Origin of the sequence: Nocardioides ochotonae (assembly GCF_011420305.2) — a bacterium.
Taxonomy (GTDB): Bacteria; Actinomycetota; Actinomycetes; order Propionibacteriales; family Nocardioidaceae; genus Nocardioides; species Nocardioides ochotonae.
Genome location: NZ_CP061769.1, coordinates 3,204,868 through 3,221,574 on the forward strand (window position 1 = coordinate 3,204,868; position 16,707 = coordinate 3,221,574).

Below are 16,707 nucleotides of genomic sequence, written 5' to 3' on the forward strand. Positions count from 1 at the left end.
CCCGTGGCATACGGCGTGTGCAGCGTCAATAACCCCGCGTTACAGCTGGTTCGCGCCCGCCCCCTCAGCCAGACGCGAGCAGCCCGCGGACCACCCGCAGCCCCACGGAGACCCGAGCCAGGTCGGTCTGGTCGTCGGCGCAGATCTCGCCGAGCGTCTCGGCGGCCCGGCTGATCCCCGCGGGGTCGACCTCCTCCCAGGTCGCGACCCGGGCGGCCGCGGAGTCCTCGGGCGAGGAGACCTCGAGCACCCGCGCGGTCAGCTGGGTGTGTACGGCGTACAGGTCCTCGCGCAGCGCCGCGCGGGCCATCGTCTGCCAGCGGTCCTCGCGCGGCAGCGAGGCGATGCGGTGCCCGAGCCCCGGCAGCCCGAGCCGCTCGCCGAGGGTGAAGTGCACCCGCACCACCTCGGCCGGGTCGAGGCCCTCGCGGTCGGCGACCTCGATCACCCCGAGCAGCATCGAGGCCGGCGCCAGCACCGCGACCCGGGAGGCGAGGTCCTCGGGCACCCCGTCGCCGACCAGCCGCTCCAGCCGGGAGCGGTACGCCGCGAGCTCGCGGCCGACCATCAGGTCCGGCAGCTGCGCGAGCACCGCCTGCACCGGCCCGCGGAAGCGCTCGACGGTGCCGATGCAGTCCAGCGGCCCGCGGCGGGTGGTGACCAGCCAACGCGAGGCGCGCTCGACCAGCGTGCGCATCTCCAGGCGCATCCGGGTCTGCAGGGCGGCGTCGATGCGGTTGTCGTAGCCGGCGATCTCGCGGCGCAGCTCCAGGGAGCCGAACATCTCGCGGGCCACGAAGTTGGCCAGCGTCAGCTCCTCGGCGGACGCCGTGGTCTCCCCCGCCAGCCGCGGCCAGAACGTGGTGCCCGCGCCGTTGACGAGGTCGTTGACGACCTGGGTCACGATGATCTCGCGGCGCAGCGGGTGGGCCTGCACCTGCTCGGGGAACCCCTCGCGCACCGCCTGGGGGAAGTAGCTGGACAGCTCGCGGGCCAGGTAGGGGTCCTCCGGCAGGTCGGTGGCGAGCAGCTCGTCGGCCAGCACGATCTTGGTCCAGGCCATCACCACCGACAGCTCGGGCACGGTCAGCCCCTCGCCGCGGTCCAGGCGGGCGCTCACCTCGCGCCGGCTCGGCAGCCCCTCCAGCTCGCGGTTGAGCACCCCGCGGCGCTCCAGCTGCCGGATCCAGTCCTCGTGCACGTGCAGCATCGACGGCGCGTGGTGCGCCGCGTTGGCCAGGGCGAGGTTCTGCTCGTCGTTGTCGTGCAGCACCAGTGCGGCGACCTCGTCGGTCATCTCGGCCAGCAGCGTGTTGCGCTGCTTGGTGGTCAGGTCGCCACCGCGCACCACCCGGTCGAGCAGGACCTTGAGGTTCACCTCGTGGTCGGAGGTGTCCACGCCGGCGGAGTTGTCGATGAAGTCGGTGTTGATCCGCCCGCCCGTGCCGGTGCCGCCCTCGCGGGCGTACTCGACCCGGCCGGCCTGGGTGAAGCCCAGGTTGCCGCCCTCGCCGACGCAGGCCGCGCGGACCTCGCGGCCGTCGACGCGGATCACGTCGTTGGACTTGTCCCCGGCGTCGGCATGGCTCTCCGTGGAGGCCTTGACGTAGGTGCCGATGCCGCCGTTCCACAGCAGGTCGACCGGCGCGCACAGGATCGCGCGCATCAGCTCGGCCGGCGTCATCGTCTCGACGTCGTCGCCCAGGCCCAGCGCGGTGCGCACCTGCGGGGTGATCTCGACCTTCTTCGCCGAGCGGGACACCACCCCGCCGCCCTCGGAGATCAGCTCGCGGTCGTAGTCCTGCCAGCTGCTGCGGGGCAGCTCGAAGAGCCGGCGCCGCTCGGCGTACGACACCGCCGCGTCGGGCGCCGGGTCGAGGAAGATGTCACGGTGGTCGAAGGCCGCGACCAGCCGGGTGTGCTCGGAGCAGAGCATGCCGTTGCCGAAGACGTCGCCGCTCATGTCGCCGATGCCGACCGCGGTGAAGTCCTCGCGCTGGCAGTCGATGCCACGCTCGCGGAAGTGGCGCTGCACCGAGACCCAGGCGCCACGGGCGGTGATGCCCATCGCCTTGTGGTCGTAGCCGACCGACCCGCCCGACGCGAAGGCGTCTCCGAGCCAGAAGTCGTAGTCGGCGGCCACCGCGTTGGCGAGGTCGGAGAAGGTGGCGGTCCCCTTGTCGGCCGCCACCACGAGGTAGGTGTCGTCGCCGTCGTGGCGCACGACGTACGGCGGCGGCACGGTCTTGGCGTCCACCCGGTTGTCGGTGACGTCGAGCAGGCCGCAGATGAAGGTGCGGTAGCAGGCCTGCCCCTCGACCAGCCACGCCTCGCGGTCCCGGGCCGGCGGCAGCTGCTTGGCGTAGAACCCGCCCTTCGCCCCGACCGGGACGATCACGGTGTTCTTCACCATCTGCGCCTTGACCAGCCCGAGCACCTCGGTGCGGAAGTCGTCGCGCCGGTCCGACCAGCGCAGCCCGCCGCGCGCCACGGCACCGAAGCGCAGGTGCACGCCCTCGACCCGCGGGGAGTACACGAAGATCTCGTACGCCGGGCGCGGCTCGGGCAGCTCCGGGATCGCGGCGGCGTCGAGCTTGAGCGAGATGTAGGGGCGCGGCCCGCGGTCCGGGTCGTCGTCCACGGGGCGGAAGTAGTTGGTGCGCAGGGTGGCGCGCACGTGGGTCAGGTAGGAGCGCAGCACCCGGTCGTGGTCCAGGCTCACCACGGCGTCGAGCGCGGCCGCGATCTGCTGCTCGAGGCCGGCGACCAGCGCCACGCGCTCCTCGGCCTCCGGCTCCAGGCCGGAGGCGGGGTCGAAGCGGGCCTCGAAGAGGCGCACCAGCAGCCGGGTGATGTCGGTGTTGGCGACCAGCGCCTGCTGGATCGTCGACAGCGCGAACGGCGAGCCGCCTTGGCGCATGTACTTGGCGTAGGCGCGCAGCAGGGTGGCCTGGCGCCAGGTCAGCCCGGCGCCGAGCACCAGCGCGTTGAACCCGTCGGTCTCGTTGAAGCCCTCCCACGACGCGCGCACCGCGTCCTGGAACAGCTCGTGGCCGTGCGCCGGCATCTCGCCGTCGTGGCGCAGGCCGAAGTCGTAGATCACGAAGCGGCGGTCCTGGCCCTCGAGCTCGTAGGGCCGCTCGTCGACCACCTCGACGCCCATCGAGGAGAGCATCGGCAGCACGTGCGACAGCGACAGCGCCGACCCGACCCGGTAGAGCTTCAGCCGCATGTCGCCGTGCTCGGCGTCCGGGGTCGTGTAGAGGGCGAGGTCGATGCCCTCCTCGCTCGGGATCGCGGTGAGCCGCGCCGCGTCGACGGCCCCGCTGCGCGGGGAGAAGTCCTCCTTGTAGGCCTCCGGCCAGGCGTCGACGAGGCGGCGGCCCAGCCGGGCGCCGACGTCCTCGCCGTACTCGCTGATGACCGCGCCGAGGAAGTCGTCGTGCCAGGAGCGCGAGGCCTCCGCGAGGCGGCGCTCGAGGTCGGCGGTGTCGATCTCCGGAGCCTCGGCGCCCTCCGGCAGGTGGACGACGAAGTGCACCCGCGCGGTGGTGGACTGGTTGATGCCGACGGTGAACTCGGTGGAGACCGCGCCCAGCTGGTCGCGCAGGATCCGGGCGAACCGCTCGCGCACCGTCGTGTTGTAGCGGTCGCGCGGGAGGTAGACGAGCACCGAGACGTAGCGCCCGTAGGTGTCGGTGCGGGTCAGCACTCGCACCGCCCGACGCTCGCGGGCGTGCATCGCGGCCTCGGCCAGCGGCGCGAGCTCGTCGATGCTGGTGTGCAGCAGCTCGTCGCGCGGATAGGTCTCCAGGGTGTCCATCAGCGCCCGCCCGGCATAGCTGCGCGGGTCGAACCCGCTGCGCCGCAGCACCGCCGCGGCGCGCTCGCGCAGCAGCGGGATCCGCACCAGCGACTCGGCGTACGCCGAGCTGGACAGCAGGCCGAGGAACCGACGCTCCCCCACGACCTCGCCCGCCGCGTCGAACACCTTCACGCCGACGTAGTCGAGGTACGCCGGGCGGTGCACGGTGGCGCGAGAGTTGGCCTTCGCCAGCACCAGCAGGGTCTTCTCCCGGGCCTTGGCCCGCACCCGCGGCGGCAGCGCCCCGGCCTCCGCGGACATGTCCGGGTCGGCGCGCAGGATGCCGAGCCCGGTGCCGGGGACCGCGCGCAGCCGGTCCTGCCCGTCGTCGCGGCACAGCTCGTACTCGCGGTAGCCGAGGTAGGTGAAGTGGTCGTCGGCCAGCCAGCGCAGGAGCTCGCGGCTCTGGCGGACCTCCTCGGGGTCGAGACCGGGGGGCGGCTCGGTGCCGAGCTCCGCGACGATCTCCAGCATCCGGCCGCGGGTGCGCGCCCAGTCCTCGGTGGCGTCGCGCACGTCGCGCAGCACCGCCTGGACCCGCTCGACGACCTCCTCGACGTCGGCGCCGTCGGCGATCCGGCCGACCTCGATGTGCATCCAGGACTCGCGCACCACCCCTCGCTCCGGGGGCCGGGCACCGTCGCGCACCGGGCCGAGGGAGACCAGCTCGCCGGTGATGTCACGCATCACGTCGAACTGGGGGTGGATCACCACGTGCACCTCGCGCTGCTGGCGCGAGAGCTCCATGGTGAGGGAGTCGACGAGGAACGGCATGTCGTCGACGACCACCTCGACCACCGAGTGGCCGGCCGCGGCCCAGCCGTCCTCGGACAGGGTCGGGGTCACCACCCGGACCGCGGCGGTGCCCTGCGGGCGTGACTTCGCCAGGCGGTAGTGGCTGGCCAACGCGCCGTACACGTCGACGGGGGCGCGTCCCAGGATGTCCTCGGGCGCCACGTGGCGGTAGTAGTTCGCGAGCAGCGCGTCGATCTCCTCGGGGGGCGGACCTCCGCTGCCCCGGCTGCCGCGGGCCACCTGGGCAGCCTGCTCGACGAGCTCGGACTTCTGGACCACCTGCGTCGGCACTGGCACCCCCCTGACCCTAGGCCGCGGGTGTGACGCAGCCAACTCTCCTCGCCGTACGGGCCTCACCCGTTCGTGTCACGGGGCCACCTCAGAGCGCCGAGCGGAGCTCCCACAGCAGCGGGTAGTACTGGAGCGGCACCCGTCCGCGCAGGTAGGTCGCGCCGCTGGAGCCGCCGGTCCCCGAGCGGGCACCGATCATCCGCTCGACCATCACCACGTGCCGGGCGCGCCAGGCCGCCGCCAGCTCGTCGTGCTGGAGCAGCGCCTCGGCGAGCGACCAGACCTCGGCGTACCGCGCCCTGTCGTGGTACGCCGTGCGCAGCGAAGCGGTCACGGCCTCGTCGGTGCCGGTATCGAGCCCCTGGGCGCGCAGCACGTCGAGGAAGGCGTCCCACAGCGTCGGCTCGGCCAGACGCCGGGCGAGCCGCTCCTCCTCCTCGGCGCTCAGCCCGCGGAAGCGCTCGAGGTAGGCGGGGTCCTGGGCGCCGGAGAGGAACTCCAGCTCGCGGAACTGCACGGACTGGAAGCCGCTGGCCGGCGCGAGCCGCTGGCGGAACTCCAGGAAGTCCTGCGGCGTCATCGTCTCCAGCACGTCGACCTGCTGGACCAGCACCCGCTCGATGACGTGCACCCGGTGGAGCAGGTGCCGCGCCCACCACCCGCGCCCCGCGCTCATCGCGTCGCGGGCCGCGCCGAGCTCGTGCAGCAGCTGCTTGAACCACAGCTCGTAGACCTGGTGGATGGTGATGAACAGCAGCTCGTCGTGGGCCGGCGGGTCGGACTCCAGGTGCTGGGCGTCCAGCAGCTGCGGCAGCCGCAGGTAGCTGCCGTAGGTCAGCTGGGCCCCCTGCTCCCCGAAGGAGACGAACGACTCGCGCGGATCGGCGTCCATCCGGGCACCGTAGCCCGCGCGGCCCGCGATCGCGACGCATGGCACGATCGCGCACGTCCCGCACCGCCGTGAAGGAGAGAACCAAGCCCATGGGCACCCGCGTGAGCCACACCCTGACCTACGACGCGCCGCTCGCCCACGTGCACGCGATGCTGCTCGACCCCGACTTCCGCCAGGAGGTGTGCGCGCGGTGCAAGGTGGTCAGCTCCGCGGCCAGCCTCGAGCCGCTGCCGACCGGGCACCGGATCACCATCGAGCAGGTGCAGTCCGCGGCCGGCCTGCCGTCCTTCGCCACCCGGATCGTGGGCGACTCGATCCGGATCGTGCAGGTCGAGACCTGGGCGGCGTCGGACCGCGCGGACGTCGAGATCACGATCCCGGGCAAGCCCGGCGAGATCAGCGGCAGCATCGTGCTCACCGAGTCCGGCGGCGTCACCGCCCAGCAGGTCGAGCTCGACGTGCGGGTCCGGATCCCGCTGGTGGCCGGCAAGGTCGAGAAGCTGGTCGGCGAGATGCTGGTCAAGGCGCTGTCGGTGGAGAACACCGTCGGGCGCGAGCGCCTCACCCGCTCGGCCTGAGCGTCAGTCGCTCTCCATGTGCGGGTAGCGGTGGTCGGTCGGGGGCACGAAGGTCTCCTTGATCGAGCGCGGCGAGGTCCAGCGCAGCAGGTTGCTCGCGGCGCCGGCCTTGTCGTTGGTGCCCGACGCCCGGCCGCCGCCGAAGGGCTGCTGGCCCACGACCGCACCGGTCGGCTTGTCGTTGACGTAGAAGTTGCCGGCGGCGAAGCGCAGCCGCTCGCTGGCCCAGGTGATCGCGCGCCGGTCCCGGGCCACCACGGCACCGGTCAGCGCGTACGGCGCCGAGGACTCCATCTGGTCCACGACCGTCTCGAAGTCGCCGTCGTCGTAGACGTGGACGGCCAGGATCGGGCCGAAGTACTCGGTGCGGAACATCTCGTCGGTCGGGTCCCCGCCCTCGACCACGGTGGGGCGCACGAACCACCCGACCGAGTCGTCGCACTCGCCGCCGGCCAGCACCCGCAGCGAGTCCGTGGCCCGGGCGCGCGAGATCGCCGCCTCGTGCTTGGCGAACGCGCGGGCGTCGATGACCGCGCCCATGAAGTGCGACAGGTCGCGCACGTCGCCCATGCTCAGGCTCTCCACCTCGGCGACCAGGTCGTCGCGGATCCGGTCCCACACCGAGCGCGCGACGTACGCACGCGAGGCGGCCGAGCACTTCTGCCCCTGGTACTCGAAGGCGCCGCGGATCAGCGCGGTGCGCAGCGCCGCGGGGTCCGCGGAGGGGTGGGCGACGACGAAGTCCTTGCCGCCGGTCTCCCCGACCAGCCGGGGGTAGGTGCGGTAGGAGGCGATGTTCTCCCCCACCGTGCGCCACAGGTGCTGGAAGGTCGGGGTGGAGCCGGTGAAGTGGATGCCGGCCAGGTCGGGGTCGCCCAGCACCACGTCGGAGACGGCCACCCCGTCGCCGGGCAGCATGTTGATCACCCCGGGCGGCAGCCCGGCCTCCTCGAGCAGCTCCATGGTCAGCGAGGCGGCGAGCTGCTGGGTCGGTGAGGGCTTCCAGATCACCGTGTTGCCCATCAGCGCGGGCGCGGTGGGCAGGTTGCCGGCGATGGCGGTGAAGTTGAACGGCGTGATCGCGTAGACCACCCCCTCGAGCGGGCGGTGGTCGGTGCGGTTCCACACGCCGGGGCTGTGGGCGATCGGCTGCTCGGCGCGGATCTGGGCGGCGTAGTGGACGTTGAAGCGCCAGAAGTCGATGAGCTCGCAGGCGCTGTCGATCTCGGCCTGCACCACCGTCTTGGACTGGCCGAGCATCGTGGCGGCGTTGAGCCGCTGGCGCCACGGCCCGGACAGCAGGTCGGCGGCCCGGAGCAGGACGGCGCTGCGCTCCTCGGCGGGCAGGGCGCGCCAGCCGGGCGCCGCGGCCCGGGCGGCGTCCAGGGCCGCGCGCGCGTCGTCGTGGGTGCTGGCGCGCGTCACGCCGAGCACGTGGCCGTGGTCGTGGGGCTGCACGACCGGGATCTCCTCACCCTTGCCGGAGACCCAGCGGCCGCCGATGTGGGCGGGCAGGTCGCGGGAGCCGGCCGACAGGCGCTCGAGCTCGGTGCGCAGCGCCGCGCGCTCCGCGCTGCCGGGCGCGTAGGTCAGGATCGGCTCGTTGACGGGGGTGGGCGGCGTCGTGAGGGCGTCCATGCGTCGACTGTCTCACCCGCCCGACGGCCCACCAAGGGTTTCGCCCCGGCGGCCGCGGTCGCTTCAGAAGGCGGAGCCGTCGAGCAGGTGCGGGATCTCCTGGGTGGCGAACCAGGCCAGGTCGTCGTCGGGGTCGGGCTCGGCGTCGATGTCGACGTGGACCGCCACCAGGTCCCCCAGCGGCACCGGCCCGTCGGGGTCGGCGACCTCCGCGACCAGGACGACGCGCCGCCCGGGGGCGCCCAGCAGCTCCGCGGAGGCCAGGGCGGCCTCGGTGAGCGCGGCGTACTCGCCCTCCTCGGTCTCGTCGGGTGCGACGAACCGGTCCTCACCGGCCGGCACCTCGCCGGCCGCGACGTGGGCGGCGAGCCCCTCGAGGGTGGTGGGGACGTAGACCCGGGTGCTCACGACTGCTTCTCCTTGGTACGCCGGCGCCCGCGCGGCGCCTTGGGCCGGCCGCCGGTCACGGTGTCGAGCAGCTCGTCGAGCGCCTCGCCGATGCTCTGGGCGAGCACGTCGGCGTCCGGGACCAGGTCCCGGTCGGCGGTGATGCCGTAGTAGACCTGCCCGTCGTACGACGTCACGCCGATGGCGACCGACTGGCCCGGCAGCAGCGACGGGACCGGATAGGTCGCCACCATCCGGGCGCCGGCGGCGTACAGCGGTGTCTGCGGGCCGGGCACGTTGGTCACGGTGAGGTGGAAGCCCCGGCGCCGCTCCGCGGCCGCCACCCGGGCGCCGATGGCGTGGAAGGTCGCGGGGGCGAAGCCGGCGATGCCCGCGAGCCGGTTCGCCGCGACCGCGCGACCGGTCTCCTGGTGCACCTTGAAGGAGTAGGAGACCTGGTGCAGCCGGACCACGGGGCTGGGCTCGCCCACCGGCAGGTCGACCTCGTGGGCGGCGATCTGCGATCCCAGCGAGGTCGCCTCGAGCTCCTCGTCGATGACCGAGACCGGCACGACGGCGCGCACCTTGCGCACCCCGGCCAGCGACTCCGCACGGTTCATCAGCCAGGCGCGCAGGCCGCCGGCGACGCTGGCCAGCACCACGTCGTTGACGGTGCCGCCGTGCGCGGTGCGGATGCGGCGGTGGTCCTCCAGGGGGCGCACGACACCCACGACGCGGCGCTGCTGGGAGAGGGGGCCGCTGAGCGGGGTGATCCGCTCGGGGGGCCTGCCGGACAGCCCGGAGGCGACCCGGGCGAACCGGTGGGCCGACTCGTCGGCGCCGCGGAGGACCTCGTCCGCGCGACTGCGGGCGGTGTCGAGCAGGGTCGCGGGGTCGCGGAGGTGGTCACGCAGCGCGCCGACCACCAGCGAGCTCGGCGAGGGACCGCGGCGCGGGCGCCACGGGTCGGTGCCGAGCTCCTTGGGCTCCGGGGACGTGTCCAGCAGCACCTGGCCGAGCTCGACGGTGTGCACGCCGTCCACCAGCACCTGGTGAGACTTGTAGAGCAGCGCGACCCGTCCCTCGGACAGGCCCTCGATGAAGTAGACCTCCCACAGCGGGCGGTTGCGGTCGAGCGGCCGCGACACGATGCGGGCCACCAGCTCGCGCAGCTGGTCGGCGTTGCCGGGTCGCGGCAGCGCCGAGCGCCGCACGTGGAACTCCAGGTCGAAGTGCGGGTCGTCGACCCACACCGGGTTGGCCAGGCGGCCGGGCACCGTCTGCAGGCGCTGGCGATAGCGCGGCACGAAGGAGATCCGCTCGGAGATCAGGTCACGGAGGCGCTCGTGGTCGAAACCGCTCTCCCCCGGATCGAAGATCTCGACGGTGGCGTTGTGCATCGGGGACGCCGGCGTCTCCTCGGCCAGCATCGCCAGGTCCCGGGGGCGCAGTCGCTCACTCATCTGCCACGCCCTTCCCTCGCCGGTCCGGGCCACCCTGACCCCCACTTGCCACGCATGGGATTCTGGCAGACATCGGCACCCGGGCGGCGCACCCTCCGCCCGACACGTGCCGGCGCCCGCCGACCACCGTGAAGAGGATGAGGAATTTGTCCCCCATGCGCCGTTCGATCGCGGTCCCCGCGGTCCTCGCCACCTGCCTGTTCTTCGCCGCCTGCGGCGATGACGACAGCGACGCCCCCGCGGGCGACGCCGAGCCGAAGGTGATCGAGGTGACCATCCAGGACGGCACGGTCACCCCCAACGGCGAGCGGGTCGAGCTCGAGCGCGGCCAGGACGTCGAGTTCCTGATGGACGCCGACAAGGCCGGCGAGCTGCACGTCCACACCGACGGTGACGGCCAGACCCTGCCGTACAACAAGGGCGTCAGCACCCTGGACCTCGCCCTCGACGAGTCCCCGGGCCGCATCGAGGTGGAGACCCACGACCCCGACGTCGTGGTCGTCCTGCTCGAGATCCGCTGAGGTGCCCGCCGACGGACTGACACTGGCGCACGGCATCGGCGGGGCAAAGGACCTGCCGATCACCCCCGAGCTGGCGATCGCCGGCGCGGTCGCGGCGCTGGTGGTCTCCTTCACGGTCCTCGCCGTGGCGTGGCGTACGCCGCGCTTCGACGGCCCGCGCAGCGGCCGCCCGGTGCCGACGCTGGGCCGGTTCGTGCAGTCCACGCCGTTCCGCGTGGGCGCTCGGGTGCTCGGCATGGCGCTGTTCGTCTTCGCCGCCATCGCCGCGCTCTTCGGCGAGAACCTGCTGACGAACCCGATCTTCGGGATCTTCTACGTCTGGTGGTGGGTGGGACTGGTGCCCGCCTCGTTCTTCCTGGGCCCGGTCTGGAAGGCGATCAGCCCGGTCCGCACCATCAACCTCCTCGTCGCCCGGCTCACCGGCTCCGACCCCGACCGCGGGCTGTGGGAGTACCCCGCGCGGCTGGGGTACTGGCCCGCCGCCGTCGGGCTCTTCGCGTTCGTGTGGCTCGAGCTGGCCTACGTCTACTCCACCGAGCTCGGTCCGGTGCGGCTGTGGTGCGCGGCGTACGTCGCGATCATGCTGATCGGCGGTGCGCTCTTCGGCAACACCTTCTACGAGAAGGCCGACCCCTTCGAGGTCTACTCCACGCTGGTCGCGAAGCTGTCGATCTGGGGCGTGCGCGAGGGCCAGCTGGTCGTGCGGACGCCGCTGTCCAACCTCGACTCCGTCGAGGTCGGGCCCGGACTGGTGGCCGTGGTGGCGGTGCTGTTCGGCAGCACCGGCTACGACTCGTTCCGGGAGAGCACGTACTGGCTGAAGTTCATCCAGAACAACGAGACGATCACGACCACCCCGTGGCTGGGCGAGTGGATCGGCACCTTCGGCCTGCTCGCCATGGTGCTGCTCGTCGGCCTGATCTTCGTGGTCGCGACGATGGCGACCGGTGTGCTGGCGGACCCCGAAGGTGGCGCGCGCGGCCGCTGGGCGGTGCGCCGCCAGCTGCCGAACCAGTTCGCGCACTCGATCGTGCCGATCATCGTGGGCTACATCGTGGCCCACTACTTCACCTACCTGGTGGAGATGGGACAGCTGACGCTGATCCAGGCCAGCGACCCGCTCAGCAACGGCAGCAACCTCTTCGGCACCGGCGACTGGAAGGTGAACTACGGCCTCGCCGACCACCCGACGTTCATCGCCAACCTCAAGGTCGTCGCGGTGGTGATCGGCCACGTGCTCGGCGTGATCGCGGCACACGACCGCGCGGTCCGGCTGCTGCCGCCGCGCCACCAGCTCACCGGCCAGCTCCCGCTGCTGTTCGCGATGGTGGCCTTCACCGCCGGCGGGCTCTACCTGCTCTTCGCGTCCTGACGGTCCTCGCCGGCGTCCCGAGCAGGGCGTCGGCGAGGAGCCCCACCCCGCGCGCCAGCGCGGACTCCCCGCCGTCGAGGAGGGTGCGTCCGGTGACCAGCGCGCGGTCGGTCGCGGCCCGGTCCTCGGGCAGGAAGTGCAGCCCGGCGAGCGGCACGAACCCCGACACCATCCCCGCCACGTCCTGCTCGGACCAGCCCAGGGTCGGTCGCATCCGGTTCAGCACCACGCGCACCGGCGCCCGCACGCCGCTCTCGCGAAGCTCCACCAGCCCGCGGGCCAACCGCGCCAGCCCGACCGGGTCAGGGGTGCCGACCACCACCACCTCGTCGGCCGTCTCCAGCGCCGCCAGGGTGAGCTGGTTGCGCGCCGGTCGCGGCCCGACGTCGGCCAGCGGATCGGTCTCCAGGCTCGCCCCCGTGTCCACGACCACCTGCCCGCTCGCTCGAGCCACGTCGAGGAGCACCTCGAGCGCGCCGGGGCGCACCTCGGGCCAGCGGTCCGGGCGCGGCAGCCCGGTGACCACCGAGAGGTGCTCGCCCAGGGCCCGCTGCACGGTGGCGAACCGCCCAGCGAGCTGACCCGCGGAGGCCAGCCGGGCGGCGGCGAGCAGGCCCGAGACCTCGTCGAGGATGCCGAGCTGCTGGGCCAGGCTCGCCGCGTGCGGGTCGGCATCGACGAGCACGGTGCGCAGCCCGCGCCGGGCGAGCTCCGCGGCCAGCGCGACCGCGACCGTGGAGCGCCCGGGGGCGCCGGCCGGCCCCCACACCGCGACGACCCGGCCCGGGCGCGCCGGGTCGGGGTCCGCCGCACCGTCGTGCGCGTGCACCACGCCGTCTCGGTCCACCGAGGCGCTCGGCGGCGACGGGGCCTGCTCACCTGCGGCCAGGACCGCGGCGGGCAGGTCGTCGAGCCCGTCCTCCTCGAGCGCCGAGGCGAGACCGAGGCGCGCGGCGTGCAGCCGCGCGGCGTCCGCGGGAGTCGAGCGGGGCGTGACCGCCACCGCGTGCACGGCGTGGGCGCGCAGGTGGTCGATCGCCGCCCCGTCCAGCCCGGGCGCGTCGAGCCCGACGACCGCCACGTCGGCCTGGCCCGCGGAGGCGGCGGCGAGCAGGTCGTCGACGTCCACGCACCGCTTGAGCACCACCACGCCGGGGGTCTCCCCCAGCAGCGTCATCGCCCGTGACTCCCACGCGGCACCGGCCGCGACCACCAGGACGACGACGGGGCCCCGCACCGCTCACCTGCCCAGGGTCACGGTGACGACCGCGTCGCCGCTGCGGCCGAGCCGCTCGAAGAACGCGGCCACGTCGGTCTCCTCGACCGCGAGCACCAGTTGGCGCCGGCCGCTGACCCCGTAGGCGTCGTCGGTGGCCGGCACCTCGACCACCGCCACGTCGTCGAGCGCCGGGCCGGCGGCCGGCGTCGCCGGGTCGGCCCCCGCCCCGGCGACGAGGTAGACGTCGACCGTCGAGCCCGGTCCGACGGCCGGCGGGACCTGGTCCACGGCGACCGGGACCTGGACCGTGCCGGCGTCGGCGGCGGGTCCGACCGCGGAGCGCGGCAGCAGCTCGCCGGCCCCGACCGGGCGCAGCAGCCGCAGGTCGGCCGGGATCTGGTCGTCGGCGGTGAAGTAGCCCTCCAGGCGGGCCCGGTCGGCGAAGCCCACGTCGTGGGCGACCAGGTCGTCGGCGGTGAGCACGTCGCCGGCGCCCAGGTCGGCGGCGACCGCCCAGACCGGCACCCGGTCGTCGGCGGCGGCCAGCACCCGCGAGCCCACGACGACCGAGACCGCGACGAGCGCCACCCCGGCCCACAGGCGCGGGTCCCGCCACCCCGGCCGGCGCATGCGGGTGGCCGCCGGGACGGCGGACCTGACGACCTGACCGGGTGCTCTGGACACGGCGCCCATCATGCCCAGCGCGGCCGCCGTGGACACCTGCCCCTCCACAGGACCGGGCCGAAGTGCTGTCCGCAGGGGCGACCGGGTGCGACGATGTGGCCATGGCTGGCACGCCCCGCTTCCTCACCCTCGCCGACGTGGCCGAGGTCCTCAACACCTCCGCGGCGCAGGTCTACGCGCTGGTCCGCCGCGGCGAGCTGCCGGCGATCAAGATCGGCGGGCGGGGGCAGTGGCGCGTGGAGTCCAGCCAGCTGGAGGAGTTCATCGCGCGGATGTACGCCGAGACCCGCACGTTCGTCGACGAGCACCCGTTCGTGGAGGCCGAACCGAGCGCAGATCCGCACCACTGAGCCGATCCACGCCCGCGGCGCGGGTCAGCCCACCTCGGAGTCGAGCTCGACCTCGACCCGCCGCTCCTCGCCGTCGCGCAGGACGGTGAACTCCACCGTCTCGCCCGGCTGGTGGGTGCGGATCGCCACGATCAGCGCGATGCCGTCGCTCACCCGCTCGCCGTCGATGGCCACCACCAGATCACCGGCGCGCAGGCCGCTGTCCTCGGCGGGGCTGCCGGCCATGACGGAGTCGATCTCCGCCCCCGCGCCCTCGCGCCGACCGGTCTGGACCTTTGCGCCGATCACGGGGTAGCGCGCCTCTCCGGTGCGCAGGATCTGGTCGGCGGTGATCCGGACCTGCTCGATCGGGATCGCGAAGCCCACGCCGATGTTGCCCGACTCGCTGCCGAGCAGGGTGCCGCCGGTGGTGGCGATCGCGGAGTTCACCCCGACCACCTGGCCGCGCAGGTTGACCAGCGGCCCGCCGGAGTTGCCGGGGTTGATCGCGGCGTCGGTCTGGACGGCGTTGATGTAGGAGGAGTCGTTGGCCGAGTCCCCGGTGGTGACCGGGCGCTGGAGGGCGCTGACGATGCCGGCGGTCACCGTCGAGCTCAGCCCGAGCGGCGACCCGATGGCGACGACCGTCTCCCCCACCCGCAGCGCCTGCGAGGCGCCCAGCGCGGCCGGGGTCAGGTCCTTGGCGTCCTCGGCGTACAGCACGGCGAGGTCGTAGACCGGGCTGCGTCCCACGACCTCGGCGGAGTAGCGGCTGCCGTCCTGGTCGACGATCGTGATCGAGTCGTCGCCCCGGGTGGCGTCGGCGACGACGTGGTTGTTGGTGACGATGTGTCCCTGCTTGTCCAGCACGAAGCCGGAGCCGGTGGCACCGCCCTCGCCGTCGACCTGCGCCAGGATCTGCACGGTGCTCGGCAGGAGCGCCTGGGCGACCGCGGCGACCGAGCCCTCCTCGCCGTCCAGCGGCGGCAGCTCCACGAGGTCGACCCCCGCGAGCCCGGCACTCACCGTGCCGGGGTCACGCTCGGCCAGCTCGTCGTGGAGCACGGAGCCGCCGTAGCCGCCGAGCACTCCGACCACGAGCGCGAGCGCGGCGACGGTCGGCCACACCCAGCCGCTGGGACGGGCGCGCCGGTGCGCAGGGTCGGGCGGCGGCAGCGGCGCGGTCGGCGGCGCTCCGTAGCCCGCCCACGGCGGCGGAGGCGCCACCGGCCGCGGCCCAGCGGGCGGCGTCCAGCTCGGTGCCGCGGCCGACGGCGCGATCGGCTGGGTCGGCTCACCCTCGTCGGGTGCGGGCCGGGGCGCGGGCTCGTCGTGGTCGTTCACCCCGCCATCATCGCCTGCACCCCGAAATCACGGCACCGTGGCCGGGTCTCAGGGCTGGCGGCGTACCGGTCCGAGCAGCGGCGTGGGCCCGTGCGAGGGGGTCACCTGGTTGACCGACGCCGGTGCGGGCGTGCGGTCGGGCTGGGGGGCCGAGGCGGGGCCGGTGCTCATCACGACCACGCCCAGGACGGCGGCGCCGAGAGCGCCGCTGCCGACGGCGACGACCGCGCGACGGGACCGGTGGGCCGGCGCGGTCGCCAGGGCCAGGTAGGCATCGCCTGGCGGTACGCCGAGGGCCGGGCCCGGGTGCGTCACGGCGAGGGCCCCGCGCAGCGAGCCCTTCAGGCCGTCGGGCGCCTGGGCACCGCCCAGGGCCAGCCCGGCGAGCCGGGTCTTGACCCAGCCCTCGCGCTCCACCTGGTCGCGGCAGCTGTGGCACTGGTGCACGTGGGCCCAGGCGCGGTCGGCCTCGGCCTCGGTGAGCTGGCCGTCGAGCAGCGCGCTGACGCGGGTGCCGAGGTGACCGATCACTGCGCGCCCCGTCCGAGCGCCCGGCCGGTGGCGACGTCGGCCGGGGTGAGGAGGTCCGGGACCGGGCCGGAGTAGCGGGTGCGACCGGCGGCCGGCGCCCGATGTGCGAGCGCGGTGCGCAGCATCGCGCGGCCGCGGTGGATGCGGGAGCGCACGGTGCCGAGCTTGGCGCCGAGGATGTCGGCGATCTCCTCGTAGGGCAGCCCCTCGACGTCGCACAGCACGACCGCGGCGCGGAAGTCCGGAGGCAGGATGGCGAGCGCGGACTCGACGTCGTCGTCGAAGCGCTGCTCGGTGTAGGCCGCCTCCGGGGGCAGCGAGCTGCTGGTCAGCCGGTCGGCGCGGGCATCGGAGAGCGCGTCGAAGCGGATGCGCTGCTTGCGGCGGGCTTGGTCGAGGAAGAGGTTGGTGGTGATCCGGTGCAGCCAGCCCTCGAAGGTGCCCGGTGTGTAGGTCGACAGCGAGCGGAACACCCGGACGAAGACCTCCTGGGTGAGGTCCTCGGCGTCGTGGCGGTCGCCGGTCAGGCGGTAGGCGAGGCGGTAGACGCGGTCGGAGTGGCGCTCGACGACCTCGTCCCAGGTGGGCACCTCGCCGGAGGTGTCGACGTCCCGCTCCTGGTGGGTGTCCATCCCTGCTCCTTCGCCGCGCGACTCGGCTGGTCTCGCGTACCTCGTCCGCACTGGCGCCTGACCTTCCTCACGCTAGGGCTGTTGCCTGAGAGGAACCTGACCGGAGCCCGAGGCGCCGGATCGTTCTTGTGGTGCTGAACGAACGACACGGAGACGATGTTCCCCA

At 73.8% G+C, this 16,707-nt stretch carries 14 protein-coding genes; 4 read left to right on the plus strand and 10 right to left on the minus strand.

Going from position 1 to position 16,707, the window contains the following annotated elements:
* Positions 1–64: 64 nt before the first annotated feature.
* Together HBO46_RS15530 and HBO46_RS15535 are read right to left on the minus strand one after the other, a co-directional pair.
* Positions 65–4,957: an NAD-glutamate dehydrogenase gene (locus HBO46_RS15530; RefSeq protein ID WP_317983881.1), complete on the minus strand. Its 4,893-nt coding sequence runs from the start codon at positions 4,955–4,957 to the stop codon at positions 65–67.
* Positions 4,958–5,039: 82 nt separating this feature from the next.
* Positions 5,040–5,843, minus strand: a complete 804-nt coding sequence (locus tag HBO46_RS15535) for a tryptophan 2,3-dioxygenase (protein ID WP_166133301.1) — start codon at positions 5,841–5,843, stop codon at positions 5,040–5,042.
* 89 nt (positions 5,844–5,932) lie between these two features.
* Between HBO46_RS15535 and HBO46_RS15540 the strand changes: the two genes are divergently transcribed.
* Complete coding sequence (locus HBO46_RS15540) at positions 5,933–6,421, plus strand: DUF2505 domain-containing protein (RefSeq protein ID WP_166133303.1); 489 nt, start codon at positions 5,933–5,935, stop codon at positions 6,419–6,421.
* 3 nt (positions 6,422–6,424) lie between these two features.
* On the opposite strand, the gene pruA is transcribed toward HBO46_RS15540, so the two are convergent.
* From pruA to HBO46_RS15555, 3 genes are all read right to left on the minus strand, one after another.
* On the minus strand, positions 6,425–8,059 hold the full coding sequence (gene pruA, locus HBO46_RS15545) for an L-glutamate gamma-semialdehyde dehydrogenase (protein WP_166133305.1): 1,635 nt from the start codon (positions 8,057–8,059) through the stop codon (positions 6,425–6,427).
* A 63-nt stretch (positions 8,060–8,122) separates the two neighbouring features.
* Positions 8,123–8,467, minus strand: a complete 345-nt coding sequence (locus HBO46_RS15550) for a DUF6912 family protein (RefSeq protein WP_166133307.1) — start codon at positions 8,465–8,467, stop codon at positions 8,123–8,125.
* Entirely contained in the window at positions 8,464–9,909 is a 1,446-nt protein-coding gene (locus HBO46_RS15555) for a WS/DGAT/MGAT family O-acyltransferase (RefSeq protein WP_166133309.1), read from the minus strand. Before HBO46_RS15555 ends, HBO46_RS15550 begins: the two co-directional genes overlap by 4 nt.
* Before the next feature lie 155 nt (positions 9,910–10,064).
* Between HBO46_RS15555 and HBO46_RS15560 the strand changes: the two genes are divergently transcribed.
* Together HBO46_RS15560 and HBO46_RS15565 are read left to right on the plus strand one after the other, a co-directional pair.
* Positions 10,065–10,430, plus strand: coding sequence for a hypothetical protein (locus tag HBO46_RS15560; protein WP_166133310.1), 366 nt, complete (start codon positions 10,065–10,067; stop codon positions 10,428–10,430).
* A gap of 1 nt (position 10,431) precedes the next feature.
* Complete coding sequence (locus tag HBO46_RS15565) at positions 10,432–11,802, plus strand: hypothetical protein (RefSeq protein WP_166133312.1); 1,371 nt, start codon at positions 10,432–10,434, stop codon at positions 11,800–11,802.
* On the opposite strand, the gene HBO46_RS15570 is transcribed toward HBO46_RS15565, so the two are convergent.
* Both HBO46_RS15570 and HBO46_RS15575 read right to left on the minus strand, forming a co-directional pair.
* Positions 11,765–13,039, minus strand: coding sequence for an AAA family ATPase (locus tag HBO46_RS15570; RefSeq protein WP_166133314.1), 1,275 nt, complete (start codon positions 13,037–13,039; stop codon positions 11,765–11,767). The two genes, HBO46_RS15565 and HBO46_RS15570, sit on opposite strands and share 38 nt — an antisense overlap.
* Positions 13,040–13,042: 3 nt before the next feature.
* On the minus strand, positions 13,043–13,705 hold the full coding sequence (locus tag HBO46_RS15575; protein ID WP_166133316.1) for a CpaB family protein: 663 nt from the start codon (positions 13,703–13,705) through the stop codon (positions 13,043–13,045).
* 101 nt (positions 13,706–13,806) lie between these two features.
* Between HBO46_RS15575 and HBO46_RS15580 the strand changes: the two genes are divergently transcribed.
* Complete coding sequence (locus HBO46_RS15580; protein WP_166133318.1) at positions 13,807–14,055, plus strand: helix-turn-helix domain-containing protein; 249 nt, start codon at positions 13,807–13,809, stop codon at positions 14,053–14,055.
* Between the two features lie 24 nt (positions 14,056–14,079).
* Here the strand turns inward: HBO46_RS15580 and HBO46_RS15585 are convergent, their stop codons facing one another.
* Genes HBO46_RS15585 through sigE form a run of 3 tightly spaced genes read right to left on the minus strand, consistent with a single transcriptional unit; the run spans position 14,080 to position 16,541 of the window.
* Positions 14,080–15,378, minus strand: a complete 1,299-nt coding sequence (locus tag HBO46_RS15585; RefSeq protein WP_166133320.1) for a S1C family serine protease — start codon at positions 15,376–15,378, stop codon at positions 14,080–14,082.
* 48 nt (positions 15,379–15,426) lie between these two features.
* Complete coding sequence (locus tag HBO46_RS15590; RefSeq protein WP_166133322.1) at positions 15,427–15,909, minus strand: anti-sigma factor family protein; 483 nt, start codon at positions 15,907–15,909, stop codon at positions 15,427–15,429.
* Positions 15,906–16,541: an RNA polymerase sigma factor SigE gene (gene sigE / locus HBO46_RS15595; RefSeq protein ID WP_166133324.1), complete on the minus strand. Its 636-nt coding sequence runs from the start codon at positions 16,539–16,541 to the stop codon at positions 15,906–15,908. The genes HBO46_RS15590 and sigE overlap by 4 nt, the downstream gene beginning before the upstream one ends.
* Positions 16,542–16,707: the final 166 nt, after the last annotated feature.

Excerpts from the sequence above, each read along its gene's own strand:
- HBO46_RS15580 (WP_166133318.1), top strand. The coding sequence starts at position 13,807 with ATGGCTGGCACGCCCCGCTTCCTCACCCTCGCCGACGTGGCCGAGGTC.
- HBO46_RS15555 (WP_166133309.1), bottom strand. The coding sequence starts at position 9,909 with ATGAGTGAGCGACTGCGCCCCCGGGACCTGGCGATGCTGGCCGAGGAG.
- HBO46_RS15540 (WP_166133303.1), top strand. The coding sequence starts at position 5,933 with ATGGGCACCCGCGTGAGCCACACCCTGACCTACGACGCGCCGCTCGCC.
- pruA (WP_166133305.1), bottom strand. The coding sequence starts at position 8,059 with ATGGACGCCCTCACGACGCCGCCCACCCCCGTCAACGAGCCGATCCTG.
- sigE (WP_166133324.1), bottom strand. The coding sequence starts at position 16,541 with ATGGACACCCACCAGGAGCGGGACGTCGACACCTCCGGCGAGGTGCCC.
- HBO46_RS15535 (WP_166133301.1), bottom strand. The coding sequence starts at position 5,843 with ATGGACGCCGATCCGCGCGAGTCGTTCGTCTCCTTCGGGGAGCAGGGG.
- HBO46_RS15560 (WP_166133310.1), top strand. The coding sequence starts at position 10,065 with ATGCGCCGTTCGATCGCGGTCCCCGCGGTCCTCGCCACCTGCCTGTTC.